Raw genomic sequence first — 16,618 nt, 5'->3', positions numbered from 1 at the left:
CCAAGATATTGACTTGAGTATTTTTCTGCTCAAGAATGTCCGTACACCAACACGAACAAACACATATGAACACTATGCCCGCCCCCCTGACACCCGAGCAAGCCCGCGCTGCCCTTGACCATAAAGGGATAAGCATCGCCGAGTTTTGCCGGCAGTATGAGTTGAACAGAAATCTAGTCAGCGACTTGCTAAATGGCCGTAAGAAAGGCCGCCGCGGAGAGGCGCATCGAGCCGCTGTTTTACTCGGCATCAAAGACGGCGTGATTACAAACTAGGGCCTCTGGCTCCAGGGAGAAACCAGAAGATGAAACGCCCGGTTCTAGGCACCCGAAAAGATGTGGTCAGTGCAGTGATTTGTAGCTACCCCGGTGGTCGAGCCTATGCCGCTGCCAACCTCGGTATGAACCTCAAAAAGTTTGATAACCAGGCTTATGAAAACGCCGGCAGCCGCCCACTGACAGATGAACACATTTTCAGACTTGAGCAGCAAGCGGGTACGACCTTCCTGCCCAGCTATGTCGCCACGATGTACGGCGGCATGTTTGTACCCCTGGCAGCGCCGGGCACGCTGGATAACATCGAGCTGTTCAGTCGCTCAGTCAAAGCCGCCGCTAAACGTGGCTGTGTTGATCAAATCATCGCTCAGGCACTGGACGATGGTGTGATCGAGAAACACGAAGCCGAAGCCATCATCAACGCGTTGAGTCTTTATATGTCTGCCCGCTACGCCGAAGTGCTTGCGACCATCCAGCTCTACAGCGCAGGAGCCGCGTCATGAGCACTTACAAACTGGTTTGCCCACACTGCCACTCCCGTATGCGCATTCGCACCAGTGAGGGCACACACATTTTCCTGCGCGTTGCTTATCTGCAATGCACGAACGAAGCCTGTGGCTGGTCAGTCCGCGCCGAATTTGAAATGACTCATGAGATGAGCCCAAGCGGTATGGCCAACCCAGCGGTCAAGCTGCCAATAGCCAATGTCGCACAGCGCCGCGCTGCGATGCTCTCACCCACCGATCATCCTGACCTGCTGGACCAACTGGAAATGGAGCGTGCGATATGAATGAAGCAACCCACACCGAGCATCAGGAATATGAGGCCAGCATGCAGTTGGCAGCCCTGTTCTTCTTGCAACGCCACCAAGCAGAGCACCTGGGCAATGATCAGTTGCTATTTAGCCGTGCGGTGCAGCACTTGACCGGCAGTCTTGAGATGCCATTGCACATGGCTGAAAAGTTAGTTACGCGGGCTTATGGCGAACTGAAGTGCAGTAGCAATCGTCACCAACTGGATGTTGATGCCAGCTCTACCACTGTCGCCGTTGTGACTGACCCATCCAGCGGCCTTACGTGGGCGGTCCCGGTCAATCTGATTTACGAACGCATTATCAACGCAACCGACAATCGCCGACTGCGCCTCGTTACACCCTAACCCTTAACCACCCGTCTCCAGACCTGTTTGCAATGGGTTTGGGTGAGCTACGCCCGAAATTTGAGGTGGACCATGAAACAGCCAGTCGAAATCAGCACCGAACTGACCCAGCAAGAGGCTGAGCTGCTGCTTGCCGAACTGCGTGGGCGCTATAGCCAGGTACTGAACGAAGTCTGGTACGCCGACCAATTCCGCCTGATACCCGAAGGCTTGCGTCATGGCTCCATTCTCAACGCCATGCCGTTGATGGCCGCACAGAAGCGCCTGATGGGCGCGCTCACACACAGCCTCAGAGCAGTGAAGTAATCCCGATGAATATGGAACATGAACTGCGCGCTGAAGTGCTCAGACGACTTGAAAGCGACTACGAGCTGAAACATCGCTCAGGCACCCACTTTATGCGTGGTGGCCGCTGCCCCGCGTGTGGCAAAAAAGAGCTATACACCCACCACAAAAACCCGTGGCTGATCATTTGCGGCAGGGAAGGAAAATGCGCACAGAGCTGGCACGTCAAAGAACTGTACGAGGACTTGTTTGACGACTGGACTAAACGTGCACCTTCAACAGACCAGTATCCCAATGCGACCGCCCGCGCCTATCTGGAGTTTGCGCGCGGCTTTCGTTTTGAGCTGATTCAGGGCTGGTTTACCCAAGACTCCTTTTACTCGGCCCAACATAACGCTGGCAGCGCGACCGTGCGTTTCGGCCTTGAGAAAGGGGGCTACTGGGAACGCTTGATCGACCGCCCTCACCGCTTCGGTAAACAGAAAGCCCGCTTTAAACAAGGCGAAAGCTACAAGGGTGTCTGGTGGTGTCCGCCTTGTGTTGATCTGCTTGAAGTCAAAGAACTATGGATTGTTGAAGGCATTTTCGATGCCATTGCCCTGGTACACCATGACATCGCCGCTGTCTCGGCCATGTCATCCAACGCCTTTCCCGAAGAATCCCTGAAAGAGTTATCGCGGCAGCGCGGCGGTAAGTTGCCCAAACTGATTTGGGCACTGGACAACGAGCCCGGCGCGCACCGTTACACCAAGCGCTGGGTGCGAATGGCACGCGACCTCGGCTATGTCTGCGAGGCCGCGCAAGTCCCGCAGCAGGACAACCGCAAGCACGACTGGAATGACCTGCACCAGCGCTGGGTCGTGATCGACGACCTTGATAAACGCGCAGACCGCATAGACCAAGACCTGAAAGCAGCCCGGTATCACGGCGCTCTGTTGATTGCGGAAAGCGCCGCTGAGAAAGGCGTGCTGATGTACGAATGGCGCGAACGGCACGAGTTCCACTTCGGATTCGACAGCCGCCTGTACTGGTTCAAGATGGATTTATTGAAATTCGATAAGGCCATGCAGACCCTCGATTCTTCTGAGCGCCAAGAAGACCAGGTACTCACCGATAAACAGCGCCGCGACAAGGCCTTGCGCCAATGTGGCGGTGTGGTGGAAATTGCCAACTGCTACCCACAAGCGTTGTATTTCCAACGCAACGAAGTGACGGACGAGTCCTGGTACTACTTCCGCATCGACTTCCCGCATGACGGCGGCAGCGTTAAAAATACCTTCACAGGAGGTCAGGTCGCAGCAGCCAGCGAGTTTAAAAAGCGCCTGCTGGGGATGGCTGCCGGCGCAGTCTTCACCGGCAGTGGCCAACACCTCGACAAGATCATGAAAGACCAGCTGTTTGGCCTGAAAACTGTCGAAACCATCGATTTTATCGGTTACAGCAAACAGCACAGCAGCTACGTGTTCGGCGACATTGCCGTGCGTAACGGTGTGCTCAGCGAGGTCAACAAAGAGGACTATTTCGAGTTCGGCAAGCTGCGTTTGAAGACGCTGCAAAAGTCCAACCCGATGCACATCCAGCGGGACGCCAAGGAATACCGCGAAGACTGGCTCCCCATGCTCTGGACGTGTTTCGGTGCCAATGGCGTGGTCGCACTGACCTTCTGGTTTGGCTCACTGTTCGCCGAGCAAATCCGGGCGCAGTACAAATCCTTTCCGTTTCTGGAAGCCACCGGTGAAGCCGGCGCCGGTAAAACCACGCTGCTCACGTTCCTGTGGAAGCTGCTGGGACAGGAGAAGGAAGGTTTCGACCCGTCCAAATCCACCCGAGCAGGCCGTCAACGGGCGATGGGCCAAGTGTCCAACATGCCGGTGGTGTTGATTGAGGGCGACCGTAACGAGCCGGACAAGCTGCACGCCAAGGGTTTTGACTGGGACGAACTCAAGGAATTTTTCGGCGGCGGCACCTTGGGCACGAAAGGCATGAAAACCAGTGGCAACGAGACTTACGAACCGCCGTTTCGCGCCACCATTGCCATCAGCCAAAACGCGGCTGTCAGCGCCTCCGAAGCGATCTTGACCCGTATCGTCAAACTGCACTTTGCACGCCCAGCGGTGACGACAGAGAGTCGGATTGCCGCTGACAACTTAAACCAGATCCCGGTCGAGCTGCTGAGCCACTTTTTGCTGAAAGCCGTGCGTGCCGAGCCTCAGGTGATGGCTAAGTTTGCCGAGCGCGTGATCGTGCACGAAGAACGCCTGCGCAAACTCAAAGAAATCCGCGTCGAGCGGATTATCAAAAACCACAGCCAGATGCTGGCCCTGCTTGATTGCCTGCGCCTGGTTTGCCCGCTGGATGAAAACCAGTTGGCTACCACTCAGCAGCAACTGGTGACGATGGCTCTTGAGCGCCAATCGGCGATCAGCGCCGATCACCCATTGGTGGCCGAGTTCTGGGAAGTTTACGACTACCTCGAAAGCCTGGGTGAAGGCCAGCAGGTCAACCACAGCAACGATACAAAGCTGATCGCCATCAACCTCAACGAATTCGCCGAAAAGGCCAGCGAGCATCGCCAGAACTTGGCTGACCTCAAAACCTTACGCGCGCTGCTGGGGGACTGCCGAAGCCGCAAGCTGCTGGAAACCAACAAACCGACCTACAGCGTTATCCGGGCAGCGCAGTCGGCGGCAAACCCCTTGTTCGACAAACCTAAAACCGTGCGCTGCTGGATTTTTCAAGCTTCCTGACCACAACCCAGAGAGGGGAAAACGATGCATATCCAAGTCATGACAGCAACAGGTCCAAACGGACTTATAACCCACGCAAACCACGTCACAGGGCTGCAGAACTGGATGTCAGAGACTGTCGGCAAACATTCCACCGTGCACGCAGATGCCTACGGAGCTGCTGGCCTGATCGAAATTTTAGAGGTCTGTGCTGCGAAAGGGGATTACGAAATTCTGGTCCTGGAGTGCAGTAAAGAGCAAATCCAAGCCGTATTGGAGTGGCAATCCGCAACAGACGAAGTTGCTGAATTGGAGAGCTTGATACTGCACCTGGTACGAAAAGTAGCTACTGAACAAAAAATCGGCTGAGTCGGTAATAAAAAGGGGTGTCGAGGAGTTGGCCCTCCCCGGCACCAACCACTACTAAGGAGCACACCATGAAAGTGAAAAACCAAAGCAGCAGCGAAGTGAAGGCTACCACACCCGCAAAACACTTGGTGGCCACCGCCATCATCGGCGCCGCAATGATCGGCTACCTGGTGCACAAATCCCCTGAGGCGCGTGTGCGGCTGGAGAGCTTGAGCATTATGGCCCAGACATTGGGCGAGCTATCAGAGCGCGATGCAGCACTGGTTGCTCAATTACTCGCCGGATCAATCGTTAAAGGAGCACAGCAATGAATAACTCACGCGTACAGGACAAGTTTGTAATCCGCTTACCCGATGGCTTACGCCCGGAAATTGCTGCTGTAGCGTCGAGGAATCAACGCAGCATGAATGGCGAAATAATCATTCGACTGGAGCGCTCGCTTAGTCTGGAGCGGGTACTCGACCAAAAGAACAGAGTGATTGCCCAACTGCTAGACCGAATTACTGAATTGGAAGCCAAGCATTGAAAACTCTCTTTGTCCTGATGGCCCAATACAACGGGCAGGTGGTGATACCGCTTGAGCGCGTCTGCAAGGACTACTTCACCCACCTGACCACCAATATGTTTGAACGCAAGGTAATGGCAGGTTTGATAAAAATTCCAATCACACGGATGGAAGCCAGCCAGAAAAGTGCCAAGGGCGTGCACATCTCGGATTTGTCCGAGTATCTGGACGGCCAGCGCGCTGCCGCGATGAAGGAGAGTCACCAGCTCAACAGCACACCGCGTAGCAGTTAATTCACTTCAATGTCCGGGCGCCCAAATTTACGGGCGCCTTCAGGACAACATCCAGCCACTGCCAGCCAGCATAAACGTCACCCCTTCCCCGCAGATGCGTGTAACGGCGCATTGAGTTCCAGTCCCGGTGCCCCGATACGCTGGCCACCCTCGGAATGTCCCAATCCATTTCAAACAGTCGGCTGACGCCATCGTGCCGCAGGTCATGAAAATGCAGGTCCTCGATCCCCAAGAACTTGCAGGCGCGTGTCCAGGATGCGGATATGGACTCGGCGTTGTACGGGAATATTTCCTCTACTGCCTTGGGCATTGTCTGAATGATGGCCATTGCTTCGGGTGGCAAATGGCACCACACGTCGTTGCCAAGTTTCTGCCCGGGATTTTTCATGTCCCGGACCAGGACACGGTTGCCCTCTTCGTCCAGATCAGCCCACTTGATTCGGGTGATCTCTTCTTGGCGGCGCGTCGAGAACAACGCGAAGGCGGTCATCTTGAGCATGTTGATTGAGCTGGGGCGGTAGGCAAGGATGCCTTGGAAGTGTGTCAGCAGCTTGTCCAGCTCATCAAGAGTCGGGCGTCTGTCGCGCTCACGGCTGCGCATGTTGTAACCCAGCTTGCGCAATACCTTCCGGGCATCACCCATTGCGTGAGGATCGACCTGATAGCCCCATGCAGGGCGTGCGATGGACAGGACAGCGCCAAGGTGCGCCAAGTCATTGCCAGCGGTCTGAGGCAGCACCCCGCCCCCTTCTGGCCCCATGCGCCAGACCGCATACTCAACCAGTATCTGGCAGTTCAGGTCTTCGTCATTGACCTCCCCCAAGTAGGATTCGCTAATCGCTTTGAGCGTGGCCAGCTTGGTTTTTCCCAGTGCGCGGGCTTTTTCCATTTCGAGCACGTAGCGCTCGATCATTTCTTTGACAGTAGCGCCCACGCGGTTTGCGCGCTCGATGGCGCCTGGTTGATCTAATTCTGCTTCACGCTTGCGAACCCAAGCTTGGGCGGCCTGTTTACGGGCGAAGGTTTGGCTCTCTTGGTAGACTTGCACACCGTCGCGTTTGATGCGGATCTGGGCAGTGTAGGTCACAACCCCACTCGCCAGTTTTCTTGCCCTGATAGTTGCCATGAGAAAGTGGTACGCGTCAGTTTCAAAGTGGTACATCGTACCACCGAGCCTTGAAAAACGCCTGAAAACGCCCTAAAACATGCTTAAAACACGTAGACAAAAATGGTACAGAATTCAGCTACACCCCACGTAAACACAGGCTCTGCGGTGTCCAGACGCTTTAGCGTGGCCCCCATGATGGATTGGACTGATCGTCATTGCCGCTTCTTCTTGCGACTGCTTTCCAAAAACGCCCTGCTCTACACTGAAATGGTCACTACCGGTGCACTGTTACACGGCGATGCTGAGCGTTTTCTCCGGCATGACGTGTCCGAGCATCCGCTGGCATTGCAACTGGGGGGAAGCACGGCTGCCGATCTGGCAGCATGCGCACGTCTGGCGCAAGACGCCGGTTACGATGAAGTGAACTTAAATGTCGGCTGCCCGAGTGATCGGGTGCAAAATAATATGATTGGCGCATGCTTGATGGCACATCCCGCGCTGGTGGCTGATTGCGTCAAAGCCATGTGCGATGCGGTGTCTATTCCCGTGACGGTCAAGCACCGCATCGGTATTAATGGCCGCGACAGTTATGCTCAGCTGTGTGATTTTGTCGGGACGGTGAACGATGCGGGATGCGAAAGTTTTACGGCACACGCTCGAATCGCGATTCTTGAAGGGCTGTCACCCAAGGAAAATCGGGATATCCCTCCCTTGCGCTATGACGTCGCAGCACAGCTGAAGTCAGACTTCCCTGACCTCGAAATCATTCTTAATGGCGGGATAAAAACGCTTGAGCAATGCCAAGAGCATTTGCAGGTTTTTGATGGCGTAATGCTGGGACGCGAGGCTTATCACAACCCCTATATTCTTGCCGGTGTCGATCAGCAGTTATTTGGTAGTGAGGCGCCAATCGTTACCCGCGCTGAGGCATTAGCGTTGTTGCGGCCTTATATTGCGCAGCATTTGGCTGCAGGGGGAGCTATGCATCACGTTACCCGGCATATCCTGGGGCTTGGGCAAGGTTTCCCGGGGGCTCGACGCTTTCGCCAGTTGCTCTCAGTGGATATTCATAAGGCCGAGGATCCGCTGGCACTGCTGGATCAAGCCGGGGAGCTGCTGGAAGGACGCTAACGCCACGACGAAAAAGGAGCCACCCCGCTACAGGATGGCTCCTTTGTTCGTACGGTTGATTCAGCTGCGCTCGAGCGCATTCACCAGATCATGGAAAGCTTCATGATTGGAGTCATTAAGGCTCATGAGGATTTTATGCGCCTCCAGCACTTTGACCCGTACGATTTCTTCCGACTGATCCTGTGAAGGCAGATCTGTCAGGCACTCAGGACAGGGCAAGGGCGTGCCCACGATATTGAAAACCTGATCAAAGCCCATGGATTGCAACAGACGGGTAATGTCTTCGTGGGTAGTCACGACAGTGGGCAACAAGCCGACTTTCTGCCGGGAAAGGATCGACAATTTCGCCAGCAGCCCCAGCGTAGTGCTATCAATGCTGCGCGTTTCGGTCAGATCGATCACGATGGCGGAAAAGTTCAACGCCGTGAAAATTTTCTCAATCGTTGCATCCAGTGCCGAACACAAGGTCAGGCGCACTTCACCTACAAACTTCAGGACGAAAGTGCCATCCTGTTCGGCGAACTGAATTCTACCGGTACTCATTTCAGATTCCTGCTTAACACCAACAAGGCGATATCATCCGGCATCTCCCCGAGCGTAGCTAAACCAAACACTTGGCGCAGACCTTCCAGGCTGCCACCCGCTGCTTTCACCAATTGTGGCAAGGCAGCTTCTTTTTCTTTGAGCGTCTGCTCAGTCAAAAGATCCAAAATTCCGTCAGACATCAGCGTCAGGCTGAATCTGTCAGGCAGCTTGAGCGTGTGATCTTCATAGGTGGCTTCGTTGAACAAGCCTACCGGTAAACCGCGGCCTTCCAGATAACTGACACTGTCAGGCGTGTACAAAACCGGCAAGGGCAGATGCCCGCCAATGCTGTAGGTCAGCAGGCCGCTCTCTTCATCGATGACCCCGCCGACCATGGTCACATGCTTGCCAAGCTTGCAGTTGATCAGACCACGGTTGATATGCCCCAGCACCTCCGAAGGTTTGAACTCAGGCAGTGTACCGCTACGCCTGGATTCAAACAGCAAGCGCGTGGTCATGAATTTGAGCAGGACCGTCACGAAAGCCGAAGACGCCCCATGACCTGAAACGTCAGCCAAGTAAAACGCCACGCGGCGCTCGTCCACCCTGAAGTAATCAACAAAGTCGCCCGACAAATACAAGGATGGAATGATCTGGTGCGCAAAATCAAACGCATCAATAGACCAGGGACTGACGGGCAGCATATTCATCTGCACCTGTCGGCCTGCATTCTGATCCTCCTGCAACAAGTGGAGACTGGCCTCTAACTCGCGATTGGCGGATTCGAGCTTCTCACGGTAACGCTGGTTTTCTACTAACAAACGCGCACGATCAAGGGCGCGATGAACAGAATGCTCAAGCACTGCCAAGTCTTCGAGAGGCTTGATCAGGTAGTCGGCAGCGCCCAAGCGTAACGCCTCGACCACGTCACTCATGACCCCTGCGCCCGAAATAACGATCACCGGAGTCACGGGAGACTGAAGTGTCACTTGGCGAATCAGCTCAAGGCCACCCATTTGCGGCATGCGCAAATCACAGATGACCAAATCGGGCCGTTCGCTCTCGAACACCTGAAGTCCCTGCAAGCCATTACTGGCCTGGAGAACGCTGAATCCGCTGTCTTCCAGATAAGCCGCCAGACTGGCGCGTACGACGTCGTCGTCATCAATGATCAGCAGCGTGGCACTGGTTTTTTGCATGTGGGCAAATGGCGCCAGAATTAGGTTGGCATTAAACACGCACTGAGCGGGTTCAACGACTGAATGTACTTTGAAACACCTGGAACTGGTATTCAGTATTGCTCAGTTCTACAAAGGTGCTCGCGTAAGGCGCAGACGGTACTCCCATCCGCGGGGGGTTTCAAGCTCGGCCCGAAGCTGAGGGACGGAGCTTCATAAGAGAAATTCCCCACAGTTATAAGAACCTGCGCCGAGCTGACTAAAAGCATGGTCGGTCACGTTTGATTCGTGCTCATAAACGCCCTGAAAACAAAAAAGAGCCCCGAAGGGCTCTTTTGCGCAAGCGGTAGCAAACGGTTTAAAAATCGTCTTCTACCTGGCCATCCTTAACCTTGAACTCGCGGTTTTGCAGGTAAGCATTGCGGATAAACACATACTTATCGCCCGTGATCAGTTTTTCCGCCGAGAGCAAGCTAGCGCGGGTATCGATCACGTCCATGCCGATCGCCATGTTGCGCGCCGGGATGTCATTCATGTAACGGTAGGGTTCGGCGTAAGTGTCCGGGTAGATAGCGACCGCATCACGTACGGTGCTTGGGCCAAGCAACGGCAGTACCACATAGGGACCACTTGGAACACCCCAGCGACCCAGCGTCTGACCGAAGTCTTCTTCGTTGCGCTGCAGGCCCATTTTGGTGCCTACATCAAAGAAGCCACCCACGCCGATGATGGTGTTCATCAACACACGTGCCGTGTCCACGCCCGCTGCGTGTGGCTTGGCCTGCAACACATCGTTGGCGAGGTTACGCACGTCACCGATGTTGCGGTACATGTTGTGAATGCCGTCCTCAAGGAATTGAGGCGTGATGTACTGGTAGCCCTGAGCAATTGGCTTCAAGGCATAGGTATCAATCGTGTCGTTGAACTTGAAAATGACACGGTTAACGCCTTCCCATGGGTCATCTTCGGTAGCCGCGTGAGCGGTAAATGGCAGCATTGCCACACCTGCACACAGACACAATTGAGCCAAACGATCATTCCAGCGCATAGCAAAAAACTCCTAAGCAGCACTTACACTCGGGCGCTATGCCCTGGTTTTGGGCGTTAGTATAACGAGAAATGTCAAACAGGCAGCCCCCTTAAATACACAACATGCAATCTATTCACGCCCGGCGGGCTCAAGTCATCACGATTAACGCCTGATGCCTGGGTGCGGCAGGTGGCAGAACGCATGACTTTTCACAAAAATGAGATGGATCATGCCAATTCAACATGAGTGGATTACTCTAAAGGCCCGCTTGATCGACCTTTTGTTCATTGCGAAGGTCTATCTCACAGCCTCTCAATAAAGGATGAACGTTATGCCTGCTCGCGAACTGCAAAAACAACTCGACACCCTGCGCGCGCAACTGGACCAAAATTCGCCCTTGTCTTTAAAGGAACGGGAAGAGCTGGATGACCTGGCGCAGAAAATCGATGCTCAAATCAAACTTGAGACAGCCACGCAAGACAACAGCCTCGCAGACAGCGTTAATCTGGCTGTAGAACGCTTTGAGGTGGAACACCCGGCCCTGGCCGGCACATTGCGCAATATTGTCCAGACACTCGGCAACATTGGCATCTAAACGGTCGCCGCCCCTAAAAGAAAATAAAAAAGCCCCGACTCAAATGAGCCGGGGCTTTTTTTTACCGCGCTGACCCTCAGATCGCGGTTTGACCACTCATGGCCAAGTCCAGCAATTCACGGTTAGCGACGGCATACATCGCATAGTCATTACCCGTTGCGGCACGCAAATCCACCAGCATGGCGCGCCAGCGTTCAACCATGGTCTGGTTCTGTTCCAGCCACAGCGCCAGACGCGCCTCGATGCTCTCCCCGGCATCGGTCATTTGCAGGACCGAGACCGTGATCGCCCGCTGCTGCCAGTCGATATCGTCGCGGAAGGCTTCACGGGCCAGCGCCTGCCAGTTGTTTTCCACCGGCAGGTTGCTGATTTGCTGCAAATACCAGGTCAGGTCCAGCGCACTGCCTACAGCGAAATACGCCTTGGCCACGTCCACCGCGTTCTGCCCGGTCACATCCGAGGCTTCAATGATGGGCAGCAAGGTATACAAGTGCGTTGTGCCCGCCACCATGCGTGCCAGCAACTCCGGCACACCCGCCTCGACATACGCCTGGTAGCGCGTTTGCCAGCCTTCACGGGTCGGGCCTTCCAGCAGTTCGTCGAGCTTGAGGCCCAATGCCGCCAGATGCGGACCGAAGTGCGCCACATCCCGCGCGGCGTCCAGCTCATTGCGGCGGCTGCGCAGGAACCAGCGCGTGGCGCGACGCCCCAGACGCATCAGTTCATCCATCAAGGCCAGCTGAATTTCGGCCGGCACCTGATAGTCCAGCGCCTCGATCTGACGGAACCAGTGCGGGAGGTGGAAAATGTCACGCACGATCACGTAAGCACCGGCCACATTGGCTGCGCTCATGCCGGTCGACTCCTTGAGCCGCTCAACAAAAGTAATGCCCATGTGGTTGACCAGATCGTTGGCGATCTGCGTGCTGACGATTTCACGCTTCAAGCGATGACGACGCATCGCTTCGGCGAACTTGCTGACCAGCATCGGCGGGAACGCAGTTTCCATGTCGCGGGTCAGGTACGCGTCATCCGGCACCTGGGAGTTGAGCAGCGCCTCTTTGAGGTCAATCTTGCTGTAGGAAATCAGCACCGACAGCTCGGCACGGGTCAGGCCATGACCTGCCGCCACACGCTCGTTAAGCTGCTCCTCAGACGGCAGGAACTCGATGGCACGGTCCAACTTGCCACGCGCTTCCAGGTCGTTCATCAGGCGCTTGTACTCGGCAATTCGCTCATAAGCACGGCGCGCCGCCAACGAAATGGCCTGCGTCTGCTTGTAGTTGTTGCCCAGCACCAAAGCGCCCACTTCATCGGTCATGCTGCCCAACAGCTGGTTACGCTGCTTCTCGGTCATATCACCAGCCTGCACCACTTCGTTGAGCAGGATCTTGATATTCACTTCATGGTCAGAGCAGTCAACACCGCCGGCGTTGTCAATGAAGTCGGTGTTGGTCGCACCGCCATTGAGGCCGAACTCCACACGCCCCAGTTGCGTCATGCCGAGGTTGCCGCCCTCTCCCACCACCTTGCAGCGCAACTCGTTACCGTTGACTCGCAGTGCATCGTTAGCCTTATCGCCAACATCTGCATGACTTTCACTGCTGGCTTTGACGTAAGTACCGATGCCGCCGTTCCACAACAGATCTACCGGCGCCTTGAGCAAGGCGTTAAGCAACTCGGTCGGGGTCAGCTTGTCAGCCGTGATTGCAAAACGCTCTTTCATTTCCGGGGAAATGGCGATGCTTTTTGCGCTACGCGAGAAAATGCCGCCACCGGCCGACATGATGCTCGTGTCGTAGTCTGACCAGGCCGAACGCGGCAAGTCGAACAGGCGCTTGCGCTCCGCGAAGCTGTTGGCAGGCTCCGGATTTGGATCGATAAAGATATGCAAGTGGTTGAACGCAGCCACCAGTTGCAGTTTGTCGGACATCAACAAACCATTGCCGAATACGTCACCGGCCATATCGCCGATCCCGACTACGCTGATGCTGTCTTCCTGAACGTTGATCCCGCGCTCTTTGAAGTGGCGCTGCACACCGACCCAGGCGCCTTTGGCGGTAATGCCCATCTTCTTGTGGTCATAACCGGCCGAACCGCCCGAGGCGAATGCGTCACCCAGCCAGAAGCCATAGTCAATGGCGATGCCGTTGGCGATGTCGGAGAAGGTCGCGGTGCCTTTGTCCGCAGCCACCACCAGGTACGGGTCGTCCTCATCGTGACGAACGACGTTCAATGGCGGCACCAGTGCGCCGTCCTTGAGGTTGTCGGTGATGTCCAGCAAACCGGAAATAAAAATCCGGTAGCAGGCAATCGCTTCCGCCTGAATCTCGTCGCGGCCGCCGCCCAATGGCAAGCGACGAGGAACGAAACCGCCCTTGGCACCCACCGGCACGATGACCGAGTTCTTCACCTGCTGGGCCTTGACCAACCCCAGCACTTCAGTGCGGAAGTCCTCTTCTCGGTCCGACCAGCGCAAACCGCCGCGCGCCACGTTGCCGAAGCGCAAATGCACGCCTTCCACTCGCGGCGAATAGACGAATATTTCAAACTTGGGCACCGGTTTCGGCAACTCGGGAATCAGGTGCGGATTGAACTTGAAGCTGAAATACGAACGGTTTTGCCCGTTGGCATCCGGCTGGTAGAAGTTGGTACGCAACGTCGCTTTGATCAGGTCCAGATAGCGGCGCAGGATGCGGTCTTCATTGAGCACCTGAACATCGTCCAGAGCCGTCAAAATTGCCTGTTCCAAGCGTTGCTGCTTGTCTTCAAGGTCTTCAGCGGTGAGCTTGCGCGCTAAGTAAAAACGCGTCTTGAACAACCGGGTCAATTCACGGGCGATGTCGGTGTGGTTGTTCAACGTACTGGCGATGTAGCCCAGATCGAAGCCCAGACGGATTTGCTTCAAGTAACGGGCGTAGGCACGTAGCAGCGCCACATCGCGCCATGGCAGACCGGCGGTCAGCACCAGACGGTTAAACGCATCGTTTTCTGCATCACCACTGACGATGTGCACAAACGCATCTTGCAGGGTGTCGTTAAGTTGCTGGATGTCCAGGTTCAAGCCTTCGCCCGCGGTAAAGGCGAAATCGTGGATCCAGAACTCGCGACCGTTGGCGTGGCGCAGGCGATACGGAAACTCACCCAACACGCGCAAACCGAGGTTTTCCAGAATCGGCAACACATCCGACAGGGCCAGCGGCGTGTCGGCGTGATAAAGCTTGCAATGCAATTCCTGACCGGCGCTCTGCCCCAGCGGCTGGTAGAAGCTCATGACCAGCGGGTTTTGCTCGTTCAGGCTCATCAGGTGCTGCATGTCGACCACGGCCGAGTGCGCAGCAAAACGTTCGCGGTAGCCCGCCGGGAAGCCTTTCGGGAAGTCGCTCAGTACTTTGGTGCCGTTGGCCTCACCGAAACTTTCAACCACCAGGCTCGCGTAATCGTCTTGCCAGCTACGGCAGGCCTGAATGACTTCTTTTTCCAGCAGTAACGGGTCGATATCGATGCGATTTTTCGGGTCAACCCGCAAGATCAACTGAACGCGTGCCAGCACAGACTCCGAGAAGAATGTCCAGAACTCGCAGTCCGACGCTTGCAGGCGATCCATCAGTACTTGCTGGATTTTCTGCCGTACTTCGGTGGAGTAGACATCGCGCGGCACATACGCCAGGCAATAGCAGAAACGTCCGTACGGATCTTTGCGCAGGAACACGCGAATCTTGTTGCGCTCCTGAATTTGCACAATCGACATCACGGTACTGAACAGTTCGTCGACCGGGGTCTGGAACAGGTCATCGCGGGGCAGCACTTCCACCACCTGCGCCAGTTCCTTGCCCAGGTGCGCCTTGGGCTGGAAGCCGGAGCGGCGTTCAATTTCAGCCACTTTGCGGCGGATGTACGGAATTTCACGCACGCTCTCGCCATACACCGACGAGGTGTAAAGGCCCATGAAGCGGCATTCTTTCAACACCTTGCCGTCAGCATCGATCTGGCGGATCGACACATAATCCGGGTAAGCAGGACGGTGCACACGGCTTGGATGGGCCGCCTTGGCGAACGACAACAAGGTCGGTTCACGCAGGTAACTGACGGCATAGTCTTCGATGCGCAGGTCTTCGGGGGTCAGCCCGGCGCGCAGCAGCTTGGTAAGACCGAGGAAAGAAGCCGGGTCATATTCGATATGGCCACCGTCCGCTTCATCGCGCACCACGAACTCTTCGTAGCCCAGGAACGTGAAGTGGTTGCCCACCAGCCATTCCAGAAAACTCTTGATCTCGGCTTTCTCATCAGCCGCCACGGCGTACTGGCAACTGTCGATGCTCGCCAGCAACTCCTGAACCTTGGCCTTCATTGGCTCAAAGTCAGTCACAGCAATACGCACTTCACCCAGAACCTGTTCCAGTTCCTTGCTCAGCACATTCAATTCAGCGGTATTGGAGCAGCGATCAATCTCCAGATACATCAGCGACTCTTGGGAAACACCCTCGCCCTGCGTACCCTTTGGCAGGATTTCCAGCAACTCGCCCTTACTGCCCCGACGAACGCTCAGCACAGTGGTTTGCAGCGTGTGAATGCTGTAACCGCGTCGGTTGAGCTCGGTGCGTACCGAGTCCACCAGAAACGGCAGATCGTGATGCAGCACTTCGACGGCAGTGTGCGTCGATTGCCAGCCGTGGCGTTCGTAATCCGGGTTGTAGACCCGCACTTGAGGTTGGGCCGGGTCAAAACGTTCGAGCAGGCGCCAGGCCGACAGCGTACAGCCGGCAAGGTCGGACATGCGACGTTGAGTGAGTTCATCCAGAGAAATGATGCCGAAGAATTGCTCGGCGAACAGCGCCACTTGTGGCAGTGCCTGTTCACTGATGTGCTGCGCCAGTGCCGCTTGCAGTTGATGCTGGAAGTCGGCCTTGCTGGCTGCGGTGAAGAACGCCATCTGTGGTACTCCGCTTGGGCTTGTTATTGAGAGACGCGTCGCGTGCTATTCCCGTAGGGGGAGTTGCCCATGCTGAGCAAGGTTTGGTCTGGCAACCGCCCTCAATGCTCAGCATGACAGGGAAGTGAAGCTGGCCGCGACCCGGGGGTCACATTCACATTCCGGGAGGGGTATCTACAAAAACGACTGCCCGATCAGCGGGCTGTGTCTTTAGAGATAGCTATCCTGGATGCAGCTTAACGAGAGGCATACCCGAGATACTTGCGATGCGGCGACATATTCAGTCATCTGGACGTAACCGCAGGTGCTGCCCATGTTCAACCCTAGCACTGGAGAGCAAAAAATCCTCACAGAAAAAACCGATTTACTGACGTCAGGTTCTGAAATGACTGACATCACAATTCGCTTCAGTTGGCTGTTTCAGCATTCAAACCTGCAAAAACGTGCGCAGGCTGGCAAACTTGCTGTTTTGATTGCTCTGCAGGCGCCCACGCGTCAGGAATAAGC

General features: G+C 55.6%; 18 protein-coding genes. 13 read left to right on the top strand and 5 right to left on the bottom strand.

Features of this window, described 5'->3' with window-relative positions; all coding sequences use genetic code 11:
* Window positions 1-74 precede the first annotated feature (74 nt).
* The 10 genes from CJF39_RS14205 (at window position 75) to CJF39_RS14160 (ending at window position 5,611) form a co-directional block, all read left to right on the top strand.
* On the top strand, window positions 75-275 hold the full coding sequence (locus CJF39_RS14205) for a DNA-binding protein (protein WP_094993983.1): 201 nt from the start codon (window positions 75-77) through the stop codon (window positions 273-275).
* Between the two features lie 29 nt (window positions 276-304).
* Window positions 305-778 (top strand): YmfL family putative regulatory protein, encoded by a 474-nt coding sequence (locus tag CJF39_RS14200; RefSeq protein ID WP_094993982.1) that lies wholly within the window; start codon window positions 305-307, stop codon window positions 776-778.
* Window positions 775-1,065, top strand: a complete 291-nt coding sequence (locus tag CJF39_RS14195; RefSeq protein ID WP_094993981.1) for an ogr/Delta-like zinc finger family protein — start codon at window positions 775-777, stop codon at window positions 1,063-1,065. The genes CJF39_RS14200 and CJF39_RS14195 overlap by 4 nt, the downstream gene beginning before the upstream one ends.
* Window positions 1,062-1,433, top strand: coding sequence for a hypothetical protein (locus tag CJF39_RS14190; protein ID WP_094993980.1), 372 nt, complete (start codon window positions 1,062-1,064; stop codon window positions 1,431-1,433). Before CJF39_RS14195 ends, CJF39_RS14190 begins: the two co-directional genes overlap by 4 nt.
* A gap of 72 nt (window positions 1,434-1,505) precedes the next feature.
* Window positions 1,506-1,739 carry a hypothetical protein gene (locus CJF39_RS14185; protein ID WP_094993979.1) on the top strand — a complete coding sequence of 78 codons (234 nt, stop codon included), beginning with the start codon at window positions 1,506-1,508 and terminating at the stop codon, window positions 1,737-1,739.
* A gap of 5 nt (window positions 1,740-1,744) precedes the next feature.
* Window positions 1,745-4,465: a toprim domain-containing protein gene (locus tag CJF39_RS14180; protein WP_170942685.1), complete on the top strand. Its 2,721-nt coding sequence runs from the start codon at window positions 1,745-1,747 to the stop codon at window positions 4,463-4,465.
* A gap of 24 nt (window positions 4,466-4,489) precedes the next feature.
* Window positions 4,490-4,813, top strand: coding sequence for a hypothetical protein (locus CJF39_RS14175; protein WP_094993978.1), 324 nt, complete (start codon window positions 4,490-4,492; stop codon window positions 4,811-4,813).
* A gap of 68 nt (window positions 4,814-4,881) precedes the next feature.
* The gene (locus CJF39_RS14170) at window positions 4,882-5,124 is read left to right on the top strand and encodes a hypothetical protein (protein WP_094993977.1); all 243 of its coding nucleotides are present in this window, start codon (window positions 4,882-4,884) and stop codon (window positions 5,122-5,124) included.
* Window positions 5,121-5,339, top strand: a complete 219-nt coding sequence (locus CJF39_RS14165) for an Arc family DNA-binding protein (protein WP_094993976.1) — start codon at window positions 5,121-5,123, stop codon at window positions 5,337-5,339. Before CJF39_RS14170 ends, CJF39_RS14165 begins: the two co-directional genes overlap by 4 nt.
* Window positions 5,336-5,611: a pyocin activator PrtN family protein gene (locus CJF39_RS14160; RefSeq protein WP_094993975.1), complete on the top strand. Its 276-nt coding sequence runs from the start codon at window positions 5,336-5,338 to the stop codon at window positions 5,609-5,611. Before CJF39_RS14165 ends, CJF39_RS14160 begins: the two co-directional genes overlap by 4 nt.
* Before the next feature lies 1 nt (window position 5,612).
* On the opposite strand, the gene CJF39_RS14155 is transcribed toward CJF39_RS14160, so the two are convergent.
* A complete protein-coding gene (locus CJF39_RS14155; RefSeq protein ID WP_094993999.1) occupies window positions 5,613-6,737 on the bottom strand; it encodes a site-specific integrase in 1,125 nt (374 codons plus the stop codon).
* A gap of 102 nt (window positions 6,738-6,839) precedes the next feature.
* On the opposite strand from CJF39_RS14155, the gene dusA reads away from it, so the two are divergent.
* On the top strand, window positions 6,840-7,850 hold the full coding sequence (gene dusA, locus CJF39_RS14150) for a tRNA dihydrouridine(20/20a) synthase DusA (protein ID WP_094993974.1): 1,011 nt from the start codon (window positions 6,840-6,842) through the stop codon (window positions 7,848-7,850).
* 60 nt (window positions 7,851-7,910) lie between these two features.
* Here the strand turns inward: dusA and rssC are convergent, their stop codons facing one another.
* From rssC to CJF39_RS14135, 3 genes are all read right to left on the bottom strand, one after another.
* Entirely contained in the window at window positions 7,911-8,393 is a 483-nt protein-coding gene (rssC, locus tag CJF39_RS14145) for an anti-sigma factor antagonist RssC (protein ID WP_094993973.1), read from the bottom strand.
* A complete protein-coding gene (gene rssB / locus CJF39_RS14140) occupies window positions 8,390-9,574 on the bottom strand; it encodes a two-component system response regulator RssB (RefSeq protein WP_094993972.1) in 1,185 nt (394 codons plus the stop codon). Before rssB ends, rssC begins: the two co-directional genes overlap by 4 nt.
* A gap of 337 nt (window positions 9,575-9,911) precedes the next feature.
* Window positions 9,912-10,601 carry an MlaA family lipoprotein gene (locus CJF39_RS14135; RefSeq protein WP_094993971.1) on the bottom strand — a complete coding sequence of 230 codons (690 nt, stop codon included), beginning with the start codon at window positions 10,599-10,601 and terminating at the stop codon, window positions 9,912-9,914.
* Window positions 10,602-10,914: 313 nt separating this feature from the next.
* On the opposite strand from CJF39_RS14135, the gene CJF39_RS14130 reads away from it, so the two are divergent.
* Window positions 10,915-11,178 carry a DUF4404 family protein gene (locus CJF39_RS14130; RefSeq protein WP_094993970.1) on the top strand — a complete coding sequence of 88 codons (264 nt, stop codon included), beginning with the start codon at window positions 10,915-10,917 and terminating at the stop codon, window positions 11,176-11,178.
* A 76-nt stretch (window positions 11,179-11,254) separates the two neighbouring features.
* Here CJF39_RS14130 and CJF39_RS14125 read toward each other — a convergent pair whose 3' ends face one another.
* Entirely contained in the window at window positions 11,255-16,111 is a 4,857-nt protein-coding gene (locus CJF39_RS14125) for an NAD-glutamate dehydrogenase (protein WP_094993969.1), read from the bottom strand.
* A gap of 304 nt (window positions 16,112-16,415) precedes the next feature.
* Here CJF39_RS14125 and CJF39_RS14120 point away from each other — a divergent pair, with 304 nt between their 5' ends.
* Window positions 16,416-16,616 carry a hypothetical protein gene (locus tag CJF39_RS14120; RefSeq protein WP_141232190.1) on the top strand — a complete coding sequence of 67 codons (201 nt, stop codon included), beginning with the start codon at window positions 16,416-16,418 and terminating at the stop codon, window positions 16,614-16,616.
* The last annotated feature ends 2 nt before the right edge of the window (window positions 16,617-16,618 follow it).

The organism is Pseudomonas lundensis (assembly GCF_002269125.1).
Lineage (GTDB): Bacteria > Pseudomonadota > Gammaproteobacteria > Pseudomonadales > Pseudomonadaceae > Aquipseudomonas > Aquipseudomonas lundensis_A.
This window is presented reverse-complemented; position numbering and strand designations above follow the sequence as displayed.